The sequence below is a fragment of the Pseudomonas sp. C8002 genome, assembly GCF_013385765.1.
Taxonomy (GTDB): Bacteria; Pseudomonadota; Gammaproteobacteria; order Pseudomonadales; family Pseudomonadaceae; genus Aquipseudomonas.
Window position 1 is genome coordinate 25,086 of the sequence record NZ_JACAPJ010000020.1, and the last position, 19,897, is coordinate 44,982.

Here is a 19,897-nt window from a genome sequence, read left to right on the forward strand (position 1 = left end):
AGGACTACGTTCGACGTGAAAAAACTCGCCATGAAAAACAATAAATCATCCCGCTGGGCACCCCTCGCCCTGGCGCTGGCCGTCAGCGCCGCACTGCCGGCGGCCTATGCTGACGATGGCATTCATATCCAGGCCCAGTCCCTGGGTTCGGCCTTGAGCCAATTGGGTCAGCAGACGTCGCTGCAAGTGTTCTTCAGCCCCGACATGGTGGCCGGCAAACAAGCCCCGGCCGTCGACGGCAACCTGTCGCCCGAACAAGCGCTGCGCCAGTTGCTGCAGGGCAGCGGCCTGGATTACCAGATCGATGCGGGCTCCGTGACCCTGCGCCCGCTGGGCAAGGGCACCGGCGAAGCCGGTTCGCCGCTGGAGTTGGGTGCCACCGACATCAAGGTGGTCGGCGACTGGCTCGGCGACGCGAATGCCCAAGTGGTGCAGAACCACCCGGGGGCGCGCACCGTGGTGCGCCGTGAAGCCATGGTGGAGCAGGGCGCGATGAACGTCGGTGACGTGCTGCGGCGCATTCCCGGGGTGCAGGTGCAGGAGGCCAACGGCACCGGTGGCAGTGATATTTCCCTCAACGTCGGGGTACGCGGCCTGACCTCGCGTCTGTCGCCACGCTCCACGGTATTGATCGACGGCGTACCGGCAGCGTTTGCACCCTACGGCCAGCCGCAGTTGTCGATGGCGCCGATTTCCTCCGGCAACCTCGACAGCATCGACGTGGTGCGTGGCGCAGGCTCCGTACGTTATGGACCACAGAACGTCGGCGGCGTGATCAACTTCGTCACCCGGGCCATCCCGGAAAAATTCTCCGGCGAAGTCGGCACCACCTTGGAAACCGCGGCCCACGGCGGCTGGAAACACATTGAAAACGCCTTCATCGGCGGCACCGCCGACAACGGTATCGGTGCTGCGTTGCTGTATTCCGGGACCAAGGGCGATGGTTACCGCGACCGCAACAACTCCAACGACATCGACGACGTGATCTTCAAGACCCATTGGGCGCCGACCGATCAAGACGATTTCTCGCTGAATTTCCACTACTACGACGCCAGCGCCGACATGCCCGGCGGCCTGACCCAGAAGCAGTACGACGCCAACCCGTATCAATCGGTACGTGACTGGGACAACTTCAATGGCCGGCGCAAGGATATGTCCTTCAAGTACATCCGGCAGATCGACGACCGCACCCAGGCGGAAGTGCTGACCTACTACTCCGACAGTTTCCGCGGCAGCAACATCGCCAACCGCGACCTGAAGACCCTGGGTTCCTACCCGCGCACCTACTACACCTTCGGCATCGAGCCGCGTGTGTCCCATGTATTTGACCTGGGGCCGAGCACCCAGGAAGTCAGCGTCGGTTATCGCTACCTCAAGGAAGGCATGCACGAGCAGGCCACCAGCCTGGCGCTGGTCAACAACGTGCCGACGCCCGTGGGCCAGAGTGACGGCCACGTGTACCAGGACCGTACCGGTGGCACCGAGGCCAACTCGTTCTATATCGACAACAAGATTGATATCGGCAAATGGACCGTCACCCCGGGCATTCGCTTTGAGCAGATTCGCACCGAATGGCACGACCGTCCGGTGGTAGGCCTCAATGGCGCCACGGTTCAGGAGAAACGTCGCGAGATCCACAACAACGAACCGCTGCCGGCCTTGAGCGTGATGTACCACGTCTCCGATGCCTGGAAGCTGTTTGCCAACTACGAAACCTCCTTCGGCAGCCTGCAATACTTCCAGCTGGGCCAGGGCGGTAACGGCGACCAGACCGCGAACGGCCTGAACCCGGAAAAAGCCAAGACCTACGAAATCGGTACCCGCTACAACGACAGCGTCTGGGGCGGCGAAGTGACGTTGTTCTACATCGACTTCTCGGACGAGTTGCAATACGTCAGCAACGATGTGGGCTGGACCAACCTCGGCGCTACCAAGCACGAGGGCATCGAAGCGTCGGCCCATTACGACCTGTCGAACCTCGACCCGCGCCTGGACGGCCTGACCGCCAACGCCGGCTTCACCTACACCAGGGCCACCTCCGAAGGCGACGTTGCCTTCAAGGGCCGCGACTTGCCGCTGTACTCCCGTGAAGTGGCCACCCTGGGGCTGCGTTACGACATCAACCACTGGACCCACAACCTGGACGTCTATGCCCAGTCCGGCCAGCGTGCGCCGGGCACCGGTACCACCTACATCACCCAGCCGACTGCTGATGGCCAGTACGGGGATATTCCCGGCTACGTCTCGGTCAACGTGCGCAGCGGTTATGACTTCGGTGCGCAACTGTCGAACCTGAAGCTGGGCGTCGGGGTAAAAAACGTGTTCAACCAGGAACACTACACCCGCTCCAGCGACAACAACTCCGGGATCTACCTGGGTGAACCGCGCACGTTCTTCGTGCAGGCCAGCGTCGGCTTCTGATGCGTGCCTGATCCCAGGTATCGACAGTGACGAGGGGGCGCAAGCCCCCTCGCCATAGCCCTTCTTCCTACTCTTTTTCTAACGATTTTCTGCGTCCGCAGGAACTGAATCCGACAGGTCTACCACACAAGGAGGTGCCCACTTTCCATGGGATACCTTGTATCGCCGAGGTGTCTTTGAGCCGGGAGTGAATCGTGTCAATACGCCGAACTGGAGATGCCTATGTCGGTAACCTTATCCAACTCAACTGTTGCCAACCCCTCTGATAACGCCGCGCAGCCGCATACTGATGCCGCCACATCGACGCAGTCACGCTCACGCTCCGGGCAGGGGTCGATCCACATCAGCTTCAACGTGCCACAGAATGGGATCGGCCCGGGATATTCGAATTGGACGACGACGCAGAGCACGATGGATCGCCATGGTGCCGCCAACAACTCATTCCGGGCGTCCTATGCAAACTCGTTCCTGGGCGGGCTGATCGGACAGCTTCAGGACTTTCTGCATAAACTGTTGAATCCGTTCCGGCCTCACCCCGGTTATGGTCGTCCTGATCCTTCCATTCCACTCAGGCCTCTTCCCGGACACTGCCGTCCGACCCCCTGCAAGCCTGACCCGGGATACGGTCGCCCGGACCCACACTTTTCGAGGCAAACCCCCGATCAACTGGGGAACCTCCTCAAGAACAAATTTGATGCGTTCACGGTGCCGGGCCAGCCCTTCATCACAAAACAAAGCCTGGAGGAGATGGCGGGCAGACGGTTGACCAACGACCAGGACCGTAATGAGAACATTCTGTTGGCCCGGGAACTGCTGCGACGCCCAGACGTAATACAAGCCTTTGACCGAGCCGGCAGGACCGGTGATCTGGATGGTCGAATCTCCCGGCGGGACCTCAACGCCGTGCTCGACTCCGGCAACGCCTTGAAGTACAAGACCGACAAACAGCTCGCCGAACAGATGTTGAAGGACTTCGACGCCCTGAAGGGTATCTGGAGCCGCTCCATCAGTATCAAGGATTTGAAAAAATTGGCCGCATCGTCGTCGAGCGACCCAAAGCAACAGCGGCTCATCGAGTTGGCCAAGGAAGTCACTCAGCGCTCAAGCCTGTTAACGCTGATGGACTCTCTTGACCGGTATGACGGCAAGATCGGCAGAGCCGCCCTGCGCCACCTCTCTCTGAACCTGTTTTAGCTCGATCACGCCGCGACCCTCTCGCGGCGTGATGACCTGCCTTGCTCAATTCGCTGCTTTCAAACTCTCAGCCAGGGCTCAGACATGGCTACACCTTCGTGTGGATCGCACAATCCTGGCTATCAGCCAGCCTGTCTTGCGCCGACGGGCAGCGATACCCTGCAACCGCCCCCCGTTGCCGCACCGGGCAAACGGTGCGAAGAGGGCGCCGAAGCCCGGCGAGTGAAGAACTTCACCGGGCAGCACACGTTCCAGGCGCCGGCGGCTGACGACTTCATCAAAGGCATGTTGCCGCACGGGCAGTTGCCTGCCTCCCACGCGCCTGGGTTACGCCCGTTGCGCGCGGTGATGGGCGCTATGGTCGCAGCGATCAAAGACCTTTGGCAGGAGACAAAACCGACCTCGCCAGGGTCTCGAAAAGCCGACTGATTCTTCGGTTTTTACATGTTGTCATTGGAACGCTGCTCTATCTCGGAACCATTGCCACCGGCACACCACACACCTTTGGCCTGTTTTCACCTGAGCGATACGGCGATTGCCGGGATGATGACCAGGTCAATGTGGAACCGGAAAATGGTGGAGATGAATCATGACAATCAACGGCGGGTCGGTCTGCCAGCACCTCGGTGCTACACCCTGTATTGCCCCGGCACTGGACGGCGGTACACGGGCAATTCACGCCGCTTCAAGTGAACCCGGTGAGGCTGCGCGAAAGCACAGCCATCAATCCGGCGGGGCGCCTGTCCGCTCATCAGGCTATCGGCCTCCTTTGCGGGGGGAGAGTCACTGCAGGAGTCTGCTGCAACACCTGGGGCTTCAGAACGAAGTGGCCAGCCGCCTCCGCGGGCCCAATCCCTACATTCGTTTGCCGGACAGCGATTTGGTGAGCGCGGCGAACGCCCAATTTGCCATGCTGAAAAAACTCCATGAGAACTGACGGACTGAAGCTGTCTTCACTGCAACGAATCGCCAGTAAAAAGCTCGGTGCCAGCCGAGAGGCCGACAGCGCTATCCTGCTTGCCAAGGCGATCATCCAGCGCCCGCGCCTGATCGATGCGATCCTCGACCAGGACGGCTACATCACCCGCGAAAGCTTGGCACAGGCCGAGAACGTCGTGTTCGGCAACAGCGATCCCAGTGCCTTCAGCCCGGACCCTTTCCACACAAAAAACAATGCCGATCTCGTCCGCCTGTTCAAGGAAATGTTCACCGAGTTACGGGACCGGTCGCGGGACCGCATGGGGTTTTTCGAGCAGATCTGCTACGTCAATATCGAGGTGCTGGCGATGATGAGCAAAGACCCGGATGAGCTCGACAGCCATGGCCAAGTTGTACTGGACCCGGCCACGGGGCTACCGAAGAAGAAATACGACGAACAGCAGGTGTATATGGCGAAAAACCTTGTGGACCGGCCGGGCTTGTTGCGGTCGCTGGAAAACACCGCCGACAGCGGTCGGCGAATTTTCGGCAGCCATCACCAGGCGGGCTGGCTCAGCAACAAAACCCTTGATCGCTGGCTGGAACTCCAGAAAGCCAAATGACCCCGGGTTGACGCCTCAATGTACGAGGCGTGATGGGGCTGGGTGGTCAGACCCGCAGTATTTTCCCGCTGATCGCCACACCGATCAGCAGTACGGCAATCAGCACAAAGGCAGTGCTCAAGCTGCTGCCATGGGCGATGAAGCCGATCACCGCAGGGCCGGCGAGAATGCCGGTGTAGCCCAGGGTGGTGATGGCGGGCACGGCAATGTGTTCCGGCATGACGGTCTGCTTGCCGACGGCGGTGTACAGCACCGGTACGATGTTCGAACACCCGGCACCGACCAATGCATACCCCAGCAGGGCGGTTTCCCACGCAGGGAATAGCGTCGCCAACAGCATGCCGCCGGCGGCGAGCGCGCCGCCGAATACAATCACCCGGGTTGCGCCCAGGCGGCGAACTATCCTGTCGCCGGTAAGGCGCCCGACGGTCATGGTCAAGGCAAAGGCTGCGTAGCCAAGGCCCGCATAGGCTTCGTCAAGGCCGCGCTCGGCGCTCAGGAACACCGCGCTCCAGTCCAGCACGGCGCCTTCGGCAAGAAACACGATGCAGCACAGGCAGCCGATAAACAGCACCACGCCGTGGGGCACGGCAAAGGCCGGCCCGGAGCTTTCACTGCCGTAAGGCAGCAGGTGTGGCCCGGCCTTGAGCAAGGCCACTACGATGACGACGATCACCGCGAGGGTGGCCTGCAACGGCGACCAGCCCAACCCCAGCAGCCCGCTGACACCTGCCGCCCCGACGATCCCGCCCAGGCTGAACAGCCCGTGGAAGCCCGACATCATGGTCTTGCCGCTGGCCCGTTCGACCATCACCGCTTGCAGGTTGACCGTGGAGTCCACCGTGCCCAGGCCGGCACCAAACACAAACAGCGCGGCCATCAGCAAGGGAATCGAGGTGACGGTGGCCAGCATCGGCAGGCCCAGGCAGATCAGGAGGGTGCCGCCGGTGGCCACTCGCCGGATACCGTAGCGCGACGCCAGGGCCCCGGCGACCGGCATCGCGATCATCGAGCCCACCCCCAGGCACAACAGCAAAAGGCCGAGGGTGCCCTCATTGAGTTGGGCGCGGGCCTTGGCATAAGGCACCAGTGGTGCCCAGGCGGCGATGCCGAAGCCGGCGATGAAAAACGCGATGCGGGTCGACATTTGTTCCAGCCGCCCGGGTACCACGGGCGCTGGGGTGCTGATGGCGGTCATGAAAAATCCTTGGTTTTGCGTTCAACGAACGATGTGCAGCGCAACATCCTTGCACATCAGGCCGTATCGAGCGAGCCGGGTTCCCTTGGCATGCCTGAACACAGGGCCAAACATTTTTTCCAGGATCATGGAACGCGACGGGCCTTTCCAACCACTATCAGTTCGTAGGACAAGTAACCACTTGAGGTGCGAGGTGGCCTGGAAGGTGCGTAATCCCCGCGAGAGCTGGTGAACCCCGGGCTTCCAGCGACGGATTACCACCTTCCAGGCCGATCCTCTCACTTCAGCAGCCGCGCCAGTTTCGCATCCCGCACCTGCAACACTTCAAACAAGCCCAGGGCCTGCAGGGCGGGGAGGGCTTGCAGGATGTCCTGTTCGGCCAGCAAGCGCTGCTCGTCCGGGGTGGCCGGATCGCACCAGGTTCTGGCGTTGGCGAGGAATGCGCCCACCGTGCCCTTGCGCACGGTCACGCCATTGAATTGGCCTTGGTCGAGATGGTCGGGAAGCACGTCTTCTGCACGCATGGCGGAGCCCTCAATGAATGAATCCGCAGTCTGGGCGTGCGCAAATGGCTACACTGCCTTATCCAGGTCATTCAATACGGTAAAGCTGCCATATGCCGTCAACACTCGTTTCAGCCCAGCTCGCCAATGCGACCGGCGGTCCGTTGCTGGTGGCGACGTTGCGCAGCAGTCCGGTAGCACGCACCACGGCCCTTCATCAGCATGCCCGCGGGCAATTGCTCGGAGCCCAGCGCGGGTTGTTGTCGGTGCAGGCGGCGCACCAGCATTGGGTAGTACCGGCCACCCACGCGGTGTGGATTGCCCCCGATTGTTCCCACGCCTTGCGTTCCCACGGGCCGTTTGATGGCTGGAGCGTGTATGTCGAACCCCAGGCGTGTGCAGGGCTGCCCCGACAGACGTGCGTTATCGCCACGTCGGCCTTGTTGCTGGAAGCCGTCAGGCGCGCGGCAACCTGGAGCCAGCCGCTGCTCGAGCCGCCTCAGTCACGGATCGCCCAGGTGATCCTTGATGAAATCGCCGGGTTGCCTCAGGAGCCATTCGGCTTACCGCTGCCCCGGGACCCGCGCCTGTTGCGCATCGCCCAGGCGCTGGCCGACAGTCCCGACGACAACCGCCTGCTGGAACACTGGGCGCAGTGGGCCGGTGTCTCGCCGCGCACCCTGGCCCGGCGGTTTGTTGCCGAGACCGGGTTCACCTTCAGCCAGTGGCGCCAGCGCGCGCGATTGTTGCGCGCCCTGGAGTTGCTGGCGGCGCATGCACCCGTGACCCGGGTTGCGCTGGACCTGGGTTATGAAAACGTCAGTGCCTTTATTGCGATGTTCCGGCGTACGTTCGGGACGACGCCGGGGCGGTACTTCACGGATGGCGCAAGCGACTACGGGCATATACCGCCACAATCACGAAACACCCCATAGGCAACAGGTAAGCCAGCGCCACTGTGCTGTTGTCCGCCACCTTGCCCATCAAGTAGGGCATCAGGGCGCCGCCGACGATCGCCATGATCATGAACGAACTGCCGCGCTTGGTGTGCGGCCCGAGGTTCTTCACGCCCATGGCGAACAGCGTCGGGAACATGATCGACATGAAGAAGAACACCGCGATCAGCGCGATCACCGAGATACCTTCCAGGCCGATCACCACCAGGCCGCACAACGCGATATTGATCAGCGCATAAATCAGCAGCAGCTTCTGCGCGCTGACCCGGCCCATCAGCCAGGTACTGAAGAAGCGCCCGAACATGAAGGCCAGCATTGCGATCGACAGCAGGTAGGCGGCTTGCTGATTGCCCATCTGTGCCCAATGCTCGGTGACGTAGTTGATGAAAAATGCGCCGACTCCGACCTGGGCCGCCACATAGAAAAACTGCGTGATCACCCCACCGACGAACTCCCGGTGCTGCCACAGACCCTTGTCGGCCGTCGGTTGCAGTGCCTGTTCCTGCGCGCGCAAATCCGGCAGCGGCGTGCGGGCGATCAGCAGTGCCACCAGCAGTACCAGAACCGCGATCACCACGTAGGTGGTCTGCAACGAACTCATGTCCGAGGCCGGTGTGCTGCCGGCGCTGAAGAACATCGCGCCGCCAATCAGCGGGCCGAAGAACTGGCCAAGGCCATTGAATGATTGCGCCAGGTTCAACCGCCGCTCGGCGCCCTGGGGTTCGCCCAGCACGGTGGCATAGGGGTTGGCAGCGGTCTCCAGGCAGCCCAGGCCGCAGGCGATGACAAACAGCGCGAACAGGAAAAACGGAAAGCTCGCCGCCGCAGCCGCCGGCATGAACAGCAGCGCGCCCGCCGCATACAGGCACAGGCCCAGCAGGATCCCGGCCTTGTAGCCGTGGCGGTCCATCAACAACCCGGCCGGCAAGGCAATCAGGAAGTACGCGCCGAAATAGGCGCTTTGCAACAGCCCGGACTGGGCCTTGCTGACGTGCAGGACTTCCTGGAAGTGCTTGTTCAGTACGTCGAGCAAACCGTAGGACAAGCCCCAGAGGAAAAACAGACTGGTCACCAGCATCAGCGCCCAGCGATAGGTCGGCACGGCACGGGTGCCTGGCAGGTGTGTATCTTTGCTTAACATGACGCTTCTCCTGTTGTTTTTATGGGATCAAGGCGTGCGATGCAGCGGGTATCAGGGTTGGTCGGTAAGGCAGAAAATCTGCTCCAGGGGCTGCCATTTGCCGCCGGGGTCAGTCCACGGCGTGGGGGCCTGGAAGCGCCACATCAGGGTTTCCCAGGCTTGCACGTCGGGGTTGGCGCGTGCAGCGTGGTCCAGCCCTTCGAAGCTGAACCCGGCCGCGGTGTCCATGACCATGAACAGCCGCGTGCCCAGGCGCCAGATCTGCATTTCCAGGATTTGCTGGCTGCGCAGATGCTCTGCCACGGCAGGCCAGATGCGTCGATGCAGCTGCTGGTACTCGGCGATCAATGCCGCATCGTCGATCAGGTCCAGGGCCAGGCAGTAACGTTGGCCGCTCATGTCAGCGCCCGGTCGAGGTGGGTGTAGCCTCCATCCACCACCAGCCACTGTCCGGTGGTGTGGGAGGCGCGGGGTGAGAGCAGGAACAGCACGCTGTCGGCAATTTCCTCGGGAGTGGTCATCCGTTTGCCCAAGGGGATTTTTTCGACGATGGCGGCGAGCTTGGCCTCGGGGTTGTCGAAGCCGTCGATCCAGCGTTGATACAGCGGCGTCAGCACCTCGGCGGGCACCACGGCATTGACCCGGATGCCGAACTCCAGCAAGGAGGCGGCCCATTCCCGGGTCAGTGACAGCTGCGCACCTTTTGCGGCGGTATAACCGCTGGTACCGCCCTGGCCGGTGAGGGCCGTCTTGGAGCTGATATTCACGATTGCCCCGCGGCTGGCCTGGAGGGCATCGAGGCACAAGTGGGTCATCAAGTAGTAATGAATCAGGTTCTTTTCCAGGGATTCGACGAACGCTGCACGGCCCGCATCCAGGCCCACGCCGTCGTTGACCCCGGCATTGTTCACCAGGCCGTCGATGCGTCCGAAGCGTTGCAACACTTCGTTGACGGCTGCGCGGCAGGCGTCCTCATCGCGCAACTCGACACGGATGAAGTGGCTTTGACCGTGCTGCTCAAGCTCGGCCGCGAAGGCCGGCGACAACGGTTGATGGCCGAAAATTACCGGGATTGCGCCTTCGGCAATCAATCCCAGGGAAATGGCGGCGCCAATCCCCGAGCCGCCGCCGGTGACGATGATCACGCGGTCCTGCAAATGCAGATTCATGGGCAGTTTCCTTCAAGGTGATAGACCCGCTGGGCCGTGCCGCCCCAGATGGCCTGCTGTTCATCGGGCGACAGTGGGCCGAGGGTTTGTTGCAGCAATTGGCAGGTGCCCTGGTATTCCCCGGCCAGCAGGCACACCGGCCAGTCCGAACCGAACATCAGGCGCTCGGCGCCGAACAATTCCAGCGCCAGTTCGATGTAGGGGCGCAGGGCTCGGGCGTTGCGTTGCTCGGGCCCGGCTTCGGTGAGCAGGCCCGACAGCTTGCAACTGACGTGGGGCAGGGCGGCCAGTGGCGCCAGGTGTTCGGCCCAACCGACGGGGCCGTTGGCGATGTCAGGTTTGCCCAGGTGGTCCAGCACCAGATGATGCCGGTCGTGGCGCTGGCACAGGGCTGTCGCGGCGTCGAGGTCGGCGCAGCGGATCAGCACCTCGTAGACGTAGCCTTGTTGCTGCAGGTGTTGCAGGCCACGGGAGAACCTGGCATCGGCCATAAAGCTGGCAGGCGTAGGCTCATCCTGAATCTGATGCCGAAAGCCCTTGAGTCCCGGTGCGTCGCGCCACTGTTCCAGGTGCTGTTCCAGGCGTGGGTCGCACAGGTCGACCCAGCCGACGACGCCGAGTATCCATGGGTGCTGCCGCGCCATTTCCAGCAGCGCGTCGGTTTCCTGCTCACCGGCGCGGGCTTGCACGGCAATGCAGCCATCCAGGTCGGCAGCGTCGAGCAACGGCCGCAAGTCCTGTGGGAGAAAGTCCCGCCGCAGGTCAGCCTCAGCCGTACCGATCCACGGATAATCAGCGGCCCGGTAGCGCCAGAAATGCTGGTGCGCATCGAGCCTCAAAGGTGATGGGGACGACATTGTTATTGTGCTCCGTCCATTCAAATTGCGGTTCAGCTCACGGCCGGTGGCGGTATTGCTCCCGGGACGCGGCTTTCATCTGGATCGAAAAGCCCGGCGCCTTCGGCGGCAGATAGGCCGCACCGCGCACCACGCAAGGTTCCTCGAAATGCTCGTGCAAATGGTCGACATACTCGATCACCCGGCCTTCGTGGGTGCCGGCAATGCACAGGTAGTCGATCATCGACAGGTGCTGCACGTACTCGCAAAGCCCGACACCGCCGGCATGCGGGCACACGGGCAGGCCATATTTGGCCGCCATCAGCATCACTGCCAGCACCTCGTTCACCCCACCCAGGCGGCAGGCGTCAATCTGCACCACGTCGATGGCTTCGCGCATGATCAATTGCTTGAAGATGATCCGGTTCTGGCACATCTCGCCGGTGGCGACCTTGACCGGCGCCACCCCCTGGCGAATCTTGCGATGGCCCTCGATATCGTCGGGGCTGGTGGGTTCCTCGATGAACCACGGCTTGGCAAACGCCAATTCGCGCACCCAATCGATGGCGGTGTCGACTTCCCACACCTGGTTGGCGTCAATCATCAATTGGCGGTCCGGGCCCAATACTTCGCGGGCGATGCGTACGCGCCGCAGGTCATCCTGCAAGTCGTGGCCGACCTTGAGCTTTACGTGGTTGAAGCCGGCATCCACCGCTTCCTGGCACAGCCTGCGCAGCTTTTCGTCGCCGTAACCGAGCCAGCCGGCGGAGGTGGTGTAGCAGGGGTAGCCATTGGCTTGCAGGTCGGCCAGGCGTTCAGCCTTGCCTTCGGCGCGTTGGCGCAGCAAGGCCAGGGCTTCGCTGGAGGTGATGCAGTCGGTGATGTAGCGGAAATCGATGCAGCGCACCAGCTGTTCCGGGCTCATGTCGGCGACCAGGCGCCACAGGGGTTTGCCTTCGGCCTTGGCCCACAAGTCCCACGCGGCATTGACGATCGCGCCGGTGGCCAGGTGGATTGCGCCCTTGTCCGGGCCGATCCAGCGCAACTGGCTGTCACTGGTGACATGCCGCCAGAAGCGGCCCATGTCTTCGGCGATCCATTCCAGGGTCAAGCCCACCAGTAGCGGCTGCATGGCCTGGATCGCCGCGCAGCAAATCTCGTTGCCACGGCCGATGGTGAAGGTCAGGCCATGGCCTTCAAGGGCCGGGTTGTCGGTCTGCAAAATCACATAGGCGGCCGAGTAGTCCGGGTCCGGGTTCATGGCGTCGGAACCGTCCAGGGACTGGGACGTAGGAAAGCGGATATCTTCGACGCGAATCGCGGTAATGGTAGTCATGAACGGCTCCTAGTCTCTTGTCAGGCGTCGACCGTGGTCTGGTTCTGTTCGCCGAGGCCTTCGATACCCAGGCGGATTTTTTGCCCGGGCTTGAGGTAGACCGGCGTGGGCTTGATCCCCAGGCCGACACCGGGCGGGGTGCCGGTGGAAATCACATCCCCCGGTTGCAGGCTCATGAACTGGCTGAGGTAGCTGATCAGTTTGGGGATCTGGAAAATCATCGTGCGGGTGTTGCCGTTCTGGTAGCGGTGGCCGTCGACTTCCAGCCAGATCGACAGTTGGTGCGGGTCGGCGATCTCATCGCGGCTGACCAGCCAGGGGCCGAGCGGGCCGAAGGTGTCGCAGCCCTTGCCCTTGTCCCAGGTGCCGCCGCGTTCCAGCTGGAACTCGCGCTCGGAGACATCGTTGATCACGCAGTAGCCGGCCACGTGCTGCATGGCCTGGCTTTCCTCGATGTAGCGGCCACCCTGGCCGATCACCACGCCCAACTCCACTTCCCAGTCGGTCTTGGTGGAGTGGCGGGGGATTTCGATGGTGTCGTTGGGGCCGACGATGGCGCTGGTCCACTTGTTGAAGATGATCGGTTCGTCAGGGATGGGGGCGCCGGTTTCGGCAGCGTGATCGGCGTAGTTCAGGCCGATGCAGATGAATTTTCCTACCTGGCCGACACAGGCGCCCAAACGCGGATTGCCCGGTACCAGGGGCAGGCTCGCGGGGTCGAGTTCTTGCAGGCGAGCGAGGTTGTGCGGGAGCAGGGCGTCACCGGCGATATCACTGATGTGGGCGGACAGGTCACGCAGACGACCATCAGCGTCCAGCAGGGCCGGGCGTTCCTGACCTTTTTCACCATAGCGCAGCAATTTCATGAGCAATCCTCTTATTGGAAGTGGGCGGTCAGTTGCTCCAGCCGCCGTCAATGATCTGGGTGGTGCCGGTGGTAAACGCGCTGGCATCGGAGCCAAGGTACAGCGCCAGCTGGGCAATTTCCTGGGGCGTGCCCAGGCGTCCCATCGGCTGGCGCGCAGTGAAGGCGGCGTACACCTCGTCCTGTTGACGGCCTTCATGGCGGGCTTGTTCGACGATGCGTTGCTGCAGCGAAGGCGACTCCACGGTGCCCGGGCAGATAGCGTTGCAGCGGATGCGCTGGGTAACAAAGTCGGCCGCGACGGATTTGGTCAGGCCGATGACGGCCGCCTTGCTGGCGCAATAGGCAAAGCGGTTGGGCACGCCCTTGAGGCTGGAGGCCACCGACGACATGTTGATGATCGAGCCGCCGCCCGCCGCCAGCATCCCCGGCAGAAACGCGCGGATCATGCGGTACATGGCGGTGACGTTCAGGTCGAGGGCAAACGTCCAGTCGCTTTCCGGGCATTCGAGAATATTGCCGGCGTGCACCACGCCTGCGCAGTTGAACAGCACATCGAGCGGGCCGATCTCGGCAGCAAGGCGTTGAATAGCGCTGGCGTCGGTGACGTCGAGCAAGACCGTTTGCGCGCCCGACAAGTCAGCGAGCGCCTGTTGATTGATATCGGCTGCAATCACTTCGGCCCCTGCCGCCAGATAGGCTTCGACGCTGGCGCGGCCAATGCCCTGGGCGGCGGCGGTGATCAGCACGCGTTTACCGGTGAGGTCCATGACAGACTCCCTTGATTATTGTTATTGGCTCAATGGTCAGGCCATTGAGGGCGTGAAACACCTGCATCTGCGGCATAGCGAACCCTGGTGGGTTTGCTATGATCAGCACACTGGAAACGATCCAATGGTCAGGCCATTGATCCAATTTTTAGCATGGGTCATCCCGGTCAACAAGCGGCTTTTTTGCGGGTTGATCGCTTTGACCGTGCTGTGCATGAATCGAGCTGAGCCTAGATGCCATTTCAAGTAATTGATAACCAACGTCTTTATCGACAGATTGCCGACCAGTTGCGGGCGTTGATCGACAGCGGAGAATTTCCGCCGGGCAGTCGACTTCCCGCTGAGCGTGAACTTGCCAAACTGCTGGGCGTGAGTCGCGCTTCCGTGCGTGAGGCGATGATTGCCCTGGAGGTGATCGGCCTGGTAGACGTGCGGGTGGGCAACGGCGTGCTGGTGTGCGAACCCGTGCAACCGACAGTCAGCCAGGAACCGGTGATGGCCCAGGCCACCCGGGATCAATGGAAAGAGTTCGATCCGGAACTCAACCTGCACGTCGACTTCAATGCCGAGATTCCACCGTTTTCCCTGCTCCAGGCCCGTCGCCTGATTGAGCCGGAAGCCGCCGCCCTGGCCGCCAAACATGCCACCGACGAAGAGCTGGCGGGGATCCGCGAGGCCTTCGAGCGTAATGTGCAGGACAACCGCGACGGCTCCCATACCCATCCGGGCGATCGCCTGTTTCACATTCGCATCGCCCAGGCCTCGGGCAATCCGGCGTATGCGTTGATGATTGCGCACTTGCTGGGGCATCGTTACGGCAGCATGTTCCAGCGGTTGCAGGCGCATTACACCTCGGACGACATGCCCCATCGCTCGGAAGACGAGCATCGCAAGATCCTCGATGCACTGGAACAGCGAGACGTGGAGGGGGCGCGACAGGCGATGCGCAAGCACCTGGAAGAGGTGGTACGAATCTTTATGCGGACTGCGCAATGACCCTGTTCTACGACGCCCGCGGGAATATCTACGGGGTGGTAAGCCCGGCGCGGTTACGCAGCAAGGGTATCGACGTGCCGGACCGTGCCGACTTGGCCGCTGGCACCCGAGGTGTTTGGGCATTGGCGGCGATTGCCGCCGAGTGCGGTTGGGATGAGTTGCCGCGCCCGGCAGAGGCCAAGGCGCATCGTTGTGACGGTTTGTTGGTGGGGCCGTTCCAGGCCGCGCCGCCTTTTGACCTGTTGATCGTCAACACCGACGGTTCCCTGGCCGAACGCAGTGGCAATGGCCTGACGATCTTTGCCCAGTCGTTGACCGACCAGGGATTGATGGCGCAAGGCTGTGAGTTGCGGGTGCATCACGACAAGACAGACGCACTGTCGCCGGTGGTTACGCGGGTTGAGCCGGCGGAGTACGAACAGGTGCAGGGCTTTTGGCTGGCGCTCGGGCGTCCCGAGTTCGGGCCTTTGGCGGTAGGGGCTGTTGGTGTGGGCGCGGTCTCGCTTGAGGGAACTGAGGTGAGCCATGTTTCGCCACTGGCTGCGCTCAACCCCGAGTGGAATCACAGCCAGTTTGTGCGTGTGGGCAACCCGCATTGTGTGACGCTGGTACAGGACGCGTCAGCGTTGCCGGACAACGCCCAGCTGCATCGATCAGCCTGGTTCGATCCGCTGAGGGCGATTGCTTTCGCACCACCTGCCGGGGCCGGCCAACCTTGTATTTCCGGGGTCAACCTGCAATGGGTCGCCCGGGATTCAGGCAATCGCGTGATCGCGCGGGTGTTTGAGCGTGGTGAGGGGCCCACGGCGTCCTCCGGGACCAGCGCCAGTGCGGTGGCATGCGCCGCCTGGTCTGTAGGATGGGTGACGGCGGGTCAGGTGGCGGTGGTGATGCCGGGCGGTACCGCACCCGTACGGTTGCAAGCAGGGCCGGGTGAGTTGCCGAGCGTTAGCCTGTTCGGGACTGCGCGGCTGCAGGAAGTTTGAAAAAGGCAGTGGCGGGCTTAATCATCTTTGTCAGCTGTTTCTCTATTAATAAGCAGCTCTGGTGAATGGTGGTGTAAGAGTATTCCCGTTGGTCAGTACTGGCTGTTTAACTGCATTTCTGTATTTATAAAAGACCCTTCCAATATCAATGTACGACTCTTCTTTTTTATTTTGAGGCGGCCGAATTTCGCCTGAAATCGCTAGTATTCCTGGGCTTCAGGCACTTTTTATCGGCTTCGAATTGAGTGGCTTTATCTGCGTTTTACGGGAGAAGTTATTTCAGCTCGACAATGAATGGCGGGTAACAACGGATGTTCAATACGCTTGTTTCGTCACGTTTCAAACTGGTCGTTGCAGGAATGAACCAGGCATTTCAGGTGCTGGCTTTTAAAGGCAGCGAAACGATTGACCAGCCTTTTTTCATTGAAGTGCAGTGGGTCAGTGAAAACCCCAGCCTGGATCTGGAGAAGTTACTTCACCAACCGGCCTATCTGGATTTTGGCGAGCCCGGTGAAGGCCTGCACGGGCAAATCTACAGCATTGGCCGGGAAGGCCCGGGGCAGCGGCTGACCCGCTACCACCTCACCCTTGCGCCGCGCGTGGCGTACCTGGCCCATCGTTGCGACCAGCGGATTTTCCAGCAGCGCAGCGTGCCGCAAATTATCGCGGCAGTGCTTGAGCAGCACGGCATCCTTGCTGATGCCTATACCTTCGAACTGGGGCCGGTGGTTTACCCACCGCGTACGTTCTGTGTGCAATACGCGGAAACCGACCTGCACTTTATCCAGCGGCTGTGCGAGGAAGAGGGCATTCACTACCACTTTCGCCACAGTGCAGACGCCCATGTATTGGTGTTGGGTGATGACCAGACGGTGTTTCGTCGTTTGCCGGCGCAACGCTACTGCCCGGCCGGAGGCCCGGCTGCCGAGACGCTGGTGATCCAGCGTTTCGATGTGCGCCTGGCCACGCGCAGTGCTCAGGTTGTTCTGCGTGACTACGACTTCGAACATCCGTCGCTGCGCTTGCAGGAGCAGGCCGGATCTTTCCCGGCACTTGAAGACTATCAATACCCTGCGGGATTCACGGGGCATCTGCGAGGTTCGCAGTTGGCCCGGCGTGGCCTGGAACGTCATCAACGCGACCGTCATCGGGCCCTGGGCCGCAGTGACCAGCCGGCTTTGCGCAGCGGGCATTTCCTGGAACTGCGCGGCCATCCGGACCGCACCTGTAATGACTTGTGGCTGATCACCGGCGTGCGTCACGAAGGCTATCAACCGCAGGTGCTGGAGGAGGCGGTGGTGGATGTCGAGGCATTCCACGGCTACCGCAATCGATTTACCGCAACGCCCTGGCGCGCTGCTTACCGCCCGCCGCTCAAGCACGTCAAACCGCGTATCAGTGGCAGCCAGACCGCAACCGTCACCGGGCCCGAGGGTGAAGACGTGCATTGCGACGCTCACGGCCGGGTGAAAATTCGCTTTCATTGGGACCGCCTGGACCAGCACGACGACAAGAGCAGTTGCTGGGTGCGTGTGGCGTCCGGATGGGCGGGTGACAGCTATGGCGCGGTGATGATCCCGCGTGTGGGCATGGAGGTACTGGTGACGTTCCTGGAAGGTGATCCAGATCGGCCAGTGATCAATGGTTGCCTGCCCAATACCTTGCAGCCTGTTGCCTATCCGTTGCCCCAACACAAGACCCGCAGTGTGCTACGCAGCCGCAGTTCGCCGGGCGGGGCGGGGGCCAACGAGCTGCACCTCGAGGACCGCAGCGGCCAGGAACTCATCTACCTGCGCGCCCAACGCGATCTGGAGCAGCAGGTCGGCCACGACAGTCGGCTGGAGGTGGTGGGCGAACGTCGGGAAACCATCCACGGCTTGAGTGCCACCACCCTGGAAGACGAGGAACACCGCAGCATCGCCGGCGACCGCAAGGTTCGGCTTGGGGCTGATGATCACTTGCACGTGCAGGGCAACAGCCAGACCCTTGTCGGCCAGACCCTGGTGATCGAAGCGGGGCAACAGGTCCATCTGAAGGCGGGGGCCAATCTGGTTATCGATGCCGGTGCGCAGTTGAGCTTCAAGGCCGGTGGTGAGCATTTGCTGATTCAGGCCGGCGGGATTTTCAGCAGTCGGCCGATCACGTTGGGCGGTGCGCCTGCCGTGATTCGCACAGCCAACCCAGTTGGACCGGGTGACGTGGCTGCTTCGTCCGCATTTGCAGCGGATGGGCCGAAGGTTTCGGTTATCCAAGGCGCAGTCATGGAGCTGGCCAGAAGACTGGATGCGGACTTCTGTCCAGTGTGCGAGCGCTGCCGTGAAGGCCTGTGCGAATCCACGGGGAGGGCGGCTTGATGGAGATCGCGCCTGGCCAGTGGATGGCTGAACAGCAGCAGGCAGGGCGCCGGCTGTGCCTGGTTCTACAGGGTGAAAGCGATGCGCGTGGGGTACTGCTGGCGACACGCACGGTCGCTGAGTATCGCTGCCTCTTTGGTGAAACCGTCGCATCGGAAATGGCAGCGGATGGGCCGATGCTCCTGTTGCTCGACCATGTCAGCGAGCCCGCATTGGTGGGTTTGCTGCAAAACCCCCAGCGTAATTGGGGCTGGTTGGGCAGCCTGCCTGGTGATGATTTATCGGGTGTTACCCGGCACTGGCGCGACAGGTTGGTGGTGGGAGCGGCGGGCAGTCAGGCGCTGTACCGCTTCCACGATAACCGCACCTTGGCGCGGGCCTTGGTTCACCTGCCTGCTCGGGACTGGCCTGTTTTTCTCGGGCCGCTGATCGGCGTGTGTTACTGGCAGGGTGAGCGTTGGAGTTGTGTCGATAACCCGGCTCCGGGGGCGTATCCGGTACCCGATCCTGCGCCGTGGCTGGAGGTGCCCAATCCCCAGGCGGGAGTGATTCTGCAAGCCAATATCCTGCGTTACCTGCTGGCCGAGTACAGCGAGGCGTTGAGCGCACTGGTTGAATTTCAAGACCCGAGAATCTGGTTGGCGCAGGTGCTGGAGCAAGCGCGGGCCTGGCAATGGGACAGGCCGGAACAGCTGGAGTTTTTGGTCGTGCGGCGGTTGTTGGAAACCACTGGGGACGTGCTTATTCGATGGCAGCCGATGCGTGGGGAAGTGGCGGAGGATCATTTTCAGCGGGTGGTTGGGGAGTGGCGTCGGGTGGAGCGGGAGCAGCAGGATGCGTAGGGGATTTATGTCGGGCGTGTGGCGAGGGCTGTTCGTTTGTGGCGGGCTGGCTGTTTCTGGCTGTGCGATGAAGCCGGCGGACAGTTTCATCCTGGAAGTCGATTTGCCGGCAAATTTTCGCTTCAAGAGTGATGCGGCTTACCGGCCCGCAACGGGTGAGACCTGCACCCTGCCCAAACGACGGGGCAAGCGGCCGGAGGACAAGGTTTTTGAAGCCCTCGGCAAGCCGGTCGCCAATCGGGTGAGCTTTGAAGTACCACTGACGGAAGTGGTGGATGGGTGCCCGTTGGTGTTACGCAGTATTACGTTTGATATGTACGCGAAGTGGGGGGAGCGGTCGGCGGATGTCGGGGGGGATTTCGCAATTATTAATGTGCGGGATCGGTTGGAAGAGGGTATGGCCGGAATGCCTGAACCGGGTGTTCAGGAGTTATGGGGGCGGTGTCAGTGGTTTTTCAGGACGATCGGACCGCTGCATGCGATCAGGAAAATCCTTATGTGTAATTCGTTGGACGCCATTGGACAGCCGAGTAAGTCACGAGCAGGAGGCTTTGTACAACGGGATCAGTTAGAGGGGAAAACACTGAGGATGGTGCTGGCAGTAGCAAGCGAGGAGCTACCCGCTGTAGACGACAACTGGGTTGCCGTTCCGGGAGGCTGGAGACGCTGTATGGGGGAAAGCTTGGGCGATGTGTTTGCGTATTGCCGTGGGAATACTACTGATTTCAAAGCTATCAAAATGCCGGATGGACGCGTATGCGACGTCTATCCAACGTGTACAGAATAGGA

The 19,897-nt window shown here is 61.7% G+C and carries 19 protein-coding genes; 10 read left to right on the top strand and 9 right to left on the bottom strand.

Features of this window, described 5'->3' with window-relative positions; genetic code table 11:
* Positions 1 to 15: 15 nt before the first annotated feature.
* The 4 genes from HX814_RS23595 to HX814_RS23610 all read left to right on the top strand — a co-directional run bounded on the left by HX814_RS23595 (position 16) and on the right by HX814_RS23610 (position 5,156).
* Positions 16 to 2,421 carry a TonB-dependent receptor gene (locus HX814_RS23595; protein WP_177009178.1) on the top strand — a complete coding sequence of 802 codons (2,406 nt, stop codon included), beginning with the start codon at positions 16 to 18 and terminating at the stop codon, positions 2,419 to 2,421.
* A 222-nt stretch (positions 2,422 to 2,643) separates the two neighbouring features.
* Positions 2,644 to 3,615 (top strand): type III secretion protein, encoded by a 972-nt coding sequence (locus HX814_RS23600; protein ID WP_177009177.1) that lies wholly within the window; start codon positions 2,644 to 2,646, stop codon positions 3,613 to 3,615.
* 84 nt (positions 3,616 to 3,699) lie between these two features.
* Positions 3,700 to 4,044 (top strand): hypothetical protein, encoded by a 345-nt coding sequence (locus tag HX814_RS23605; protein WP_023658960.1) that lies wholly within the window; start codon positions 3,700 to 3,702, stop codon positions 4,042 to 4,044.
* 497 nt (positions 4,045 to 4,541) lie between these two features.
* The gene (locus tag HX814_RS23610) at positions 4,542 to 5,156 is read left to right on the top strand and encodes a hypothetical protein (RefSeq protein WP_008432744.1); all 615 of its coding nucleotides are present in this window, start codon (positions 4,542 to 4,544) and stop codon (positions 5,154 to 5,156) included.
* A 46-nt stretch (positions 5,157 to 5,202) separates the two neighbouring features.
* Here HX814_RS23610 and HX814_RS23615 read toward each other — a convergent pair whose 3' ends face one another.
* Complete coding sequence (locus HX814_RS23615) at positions 5,203 to 6,354, bottom strand: MFS transporter (RefSeq protein ID WP_087693074.1); 1,152 nt, start codon at positions 6,352 to 6,354, stop codon at positions 5,203 to 5,205.
* A gap of 278 nt (positions 6,355 to 6,632) precedes the next feature.
* Positions 6,633 to 6,878, bottom strand: coding sequence for a hypothetical protein (locus HX814_RS23620; protein ID WP_102369456.1), 246 nt, complete (start codon positions 6,876 to 6,878; stop codon positions 6,633 to 6,635).
* Positions 6,879 to 6,970: 92 nt separating this feature from the next.
* On the opposite strand from HX814_RS23620, the gene HX814_RS23625 reads away from it, so the two are divergent.
* Entirely contained in the window at positions 6,971 to 7,792 is an 822-nt protein-coding gene (locus tag HX814_RS23625) for a helix-turn-helix domain-containing protein (RefSeq protein ID WP_177009176.1), read from the top strand.
* On the opposite strand, the gene HX814_RS23630 is transcribed toward HX814_RS23625, so the two are convergent.
* From HX814_RS23630 to HX814_RS23660, 7 genes are read right to left on the bottom strand one after another with little or no spacing between them, the layout of a single operon-like run.
* On the bottom strand, positions 7,734 to 8,954 hold the full coding sequence (locus tag HX814_RS23630; RefSeq protein WP_177009175.1) for a sugar MFS transporter: 1,221 nt from the start codon (positions 8,952 to 8,954) through the stop codon (positions 7,734 to 7,736). The genes HX814_RS23625 and HX814_RS23630 overlap by 59 nt on opposite strands.
* A gap of 51 nt (positions 8,955 to 9,005) precedes the next feature.
* On the bottom strand, positions 9,006 to 9,353 hold the full coding sequence (locus tag HX814_RS23635; RefSeq protein ID WP_003219515.1) for an L-rhamnose mutarotase: 348 nt from the start codon (positions 9,351 to 9,353) through the stop codon (positions 9,006 to 9,008).
* Positions 9,350 to 10,123, bottom strand: a complete 774-nt coding sequence (locus HX814_RS23640) for an SDR family oxidoreductase (protein ID WP_177009174.1) — start codon at positions 10,121 to 10,123, stop codon at positions 9,350 to 9,352. Before HX814_RS23640 ends, HX814_RS23635 begins: the two co-directional genes overlap by 4 nt.
* Positions 10,120 to 10,980, bottom strand: coding sequence for an amidohydrolase (locus HX814_RS23645; protein ID WP_023658957.1), 861 nt, complete (start codon positions 10,978 to 10,980; stop codon positions 10,120 to 10,122). The genes HX814_RS23640 and HX814_RS23645 overlap by 4 nt, the downstream gene beginning before the upstream one ends.
* 37 nt (positions 10,981 to 11,017) lie before the next feature.
* The gene (locus tag HX814_RS23650) at positions 11,018 to 12,295 is read right to left on the bottom strand and encodes an L-fuconate dehydratase (RefSeq protein WP_003219522.1); all 1,278 of its coding nucleotides are present in this window, start codon (positions 12,293 to 12,295) and stop codon (positions 11,018 to 11,020) included.
* A 20-nt stretch (positions 12,296 to 12,315) separates the two neighbouring features.
* Positions 12,316 to 13,161, bottom strand: coding sequence for an ureidoglycolate lyase (locus HX814_RS23655; protein WP_008432763.1), 846 nt, complete (start codon positions 13,159 to 13,161; stop codon positions 12,316 to 12,318).
* 28 nt (positions 13,162 to 13,189) lie between these two features.
* Positions 13,190 to 13,930, bottom strand: coding sequence for an SDR family oxidoreductase (locus HX814_RS23660; RefSeq protein WP_008432765.1), 741 nt, complete (start codon positions 13,928 to 13,930; stop codon positions 13,190 to 13,192).
* 234 nt (positions 13,931 to 14,164) lie between these two features.
* On the opposite strand from HX814_RS23660, the gene HX814_RS23665 reads away from it, so the two are divergent.
* From HX814_RS23665 to HX814_RS23685, 5 genes are all read left to right on the top strand, one after another.
* A complete protein-coding gene (locus HX814_RS23665) occupies positions 14,165 to 14,926 on the top strand; it encodes a FadR/GntR family transcriptional regulator (protein ID WP_087693068.1) in 762 nt (253 codons plus the stop codon).
* Positions 14,923 to 15,912 carry a diaminopimelate epimerase gene (locus HX814_RS23670; RefSeq protein WP_177009173.1) on the top strand — a complete coding sequence of 330 codons (990 nt, stop codon included), beginning with the start codon at positions 14,923 to 14,925 and terminating at the stop codon, positions 15,910 to 15,912. The genes HX814_RS23665 and HX814_RS23670 overlap by 4 nt, the downstream gene beginning before the upstream one ends.
* Before the next feature lie 311 nt (positions 15,913 to 16,223).
* Positions 16,224 to 18,266 (top strand): type VI secretion system tip protein VgrG, encoded by a 2,043-nt coding sequence (locus HX814_RS23675; RefSeq protein ID WP_177009172.1) that lies wholly within the window; start codon positions 16,224 to 16,226, stop codon positions 18,264 to 18,266.
* Positions 18,266 to 19,108 carry a DUF4123 domain-containing protein gene (locus tag HX814_RS23680; RefSeq protein ID WP_177009171.1) on the top strand — a complete coding sequence of 281 codons (843 nt, stop codon included), beginning with the start codon at positions 18,266 to 18,268 and terminating at the stop codon, positions 19,106 to 19,108. Before HX814_RS23675 ends, HX814_RS23680 begins: the two co-directional genes overlap by 1 nt.
* A complete protein-coding gene (locus tag HX814_RS23685) occupies positions 19,101 to 19,895 on the top strand; it encodes a hypothetical protein (RefSeq protein ID WP_177009170.1) in 795 nt (264 codons plus the stop codon). Before HX814_RS23680 ends, HX814_RS23685 begins: the two co-directional genes overlap by 8 nt.
* Positions 19,896 to 19,897 lie beyond the last annotated feature (2 nt).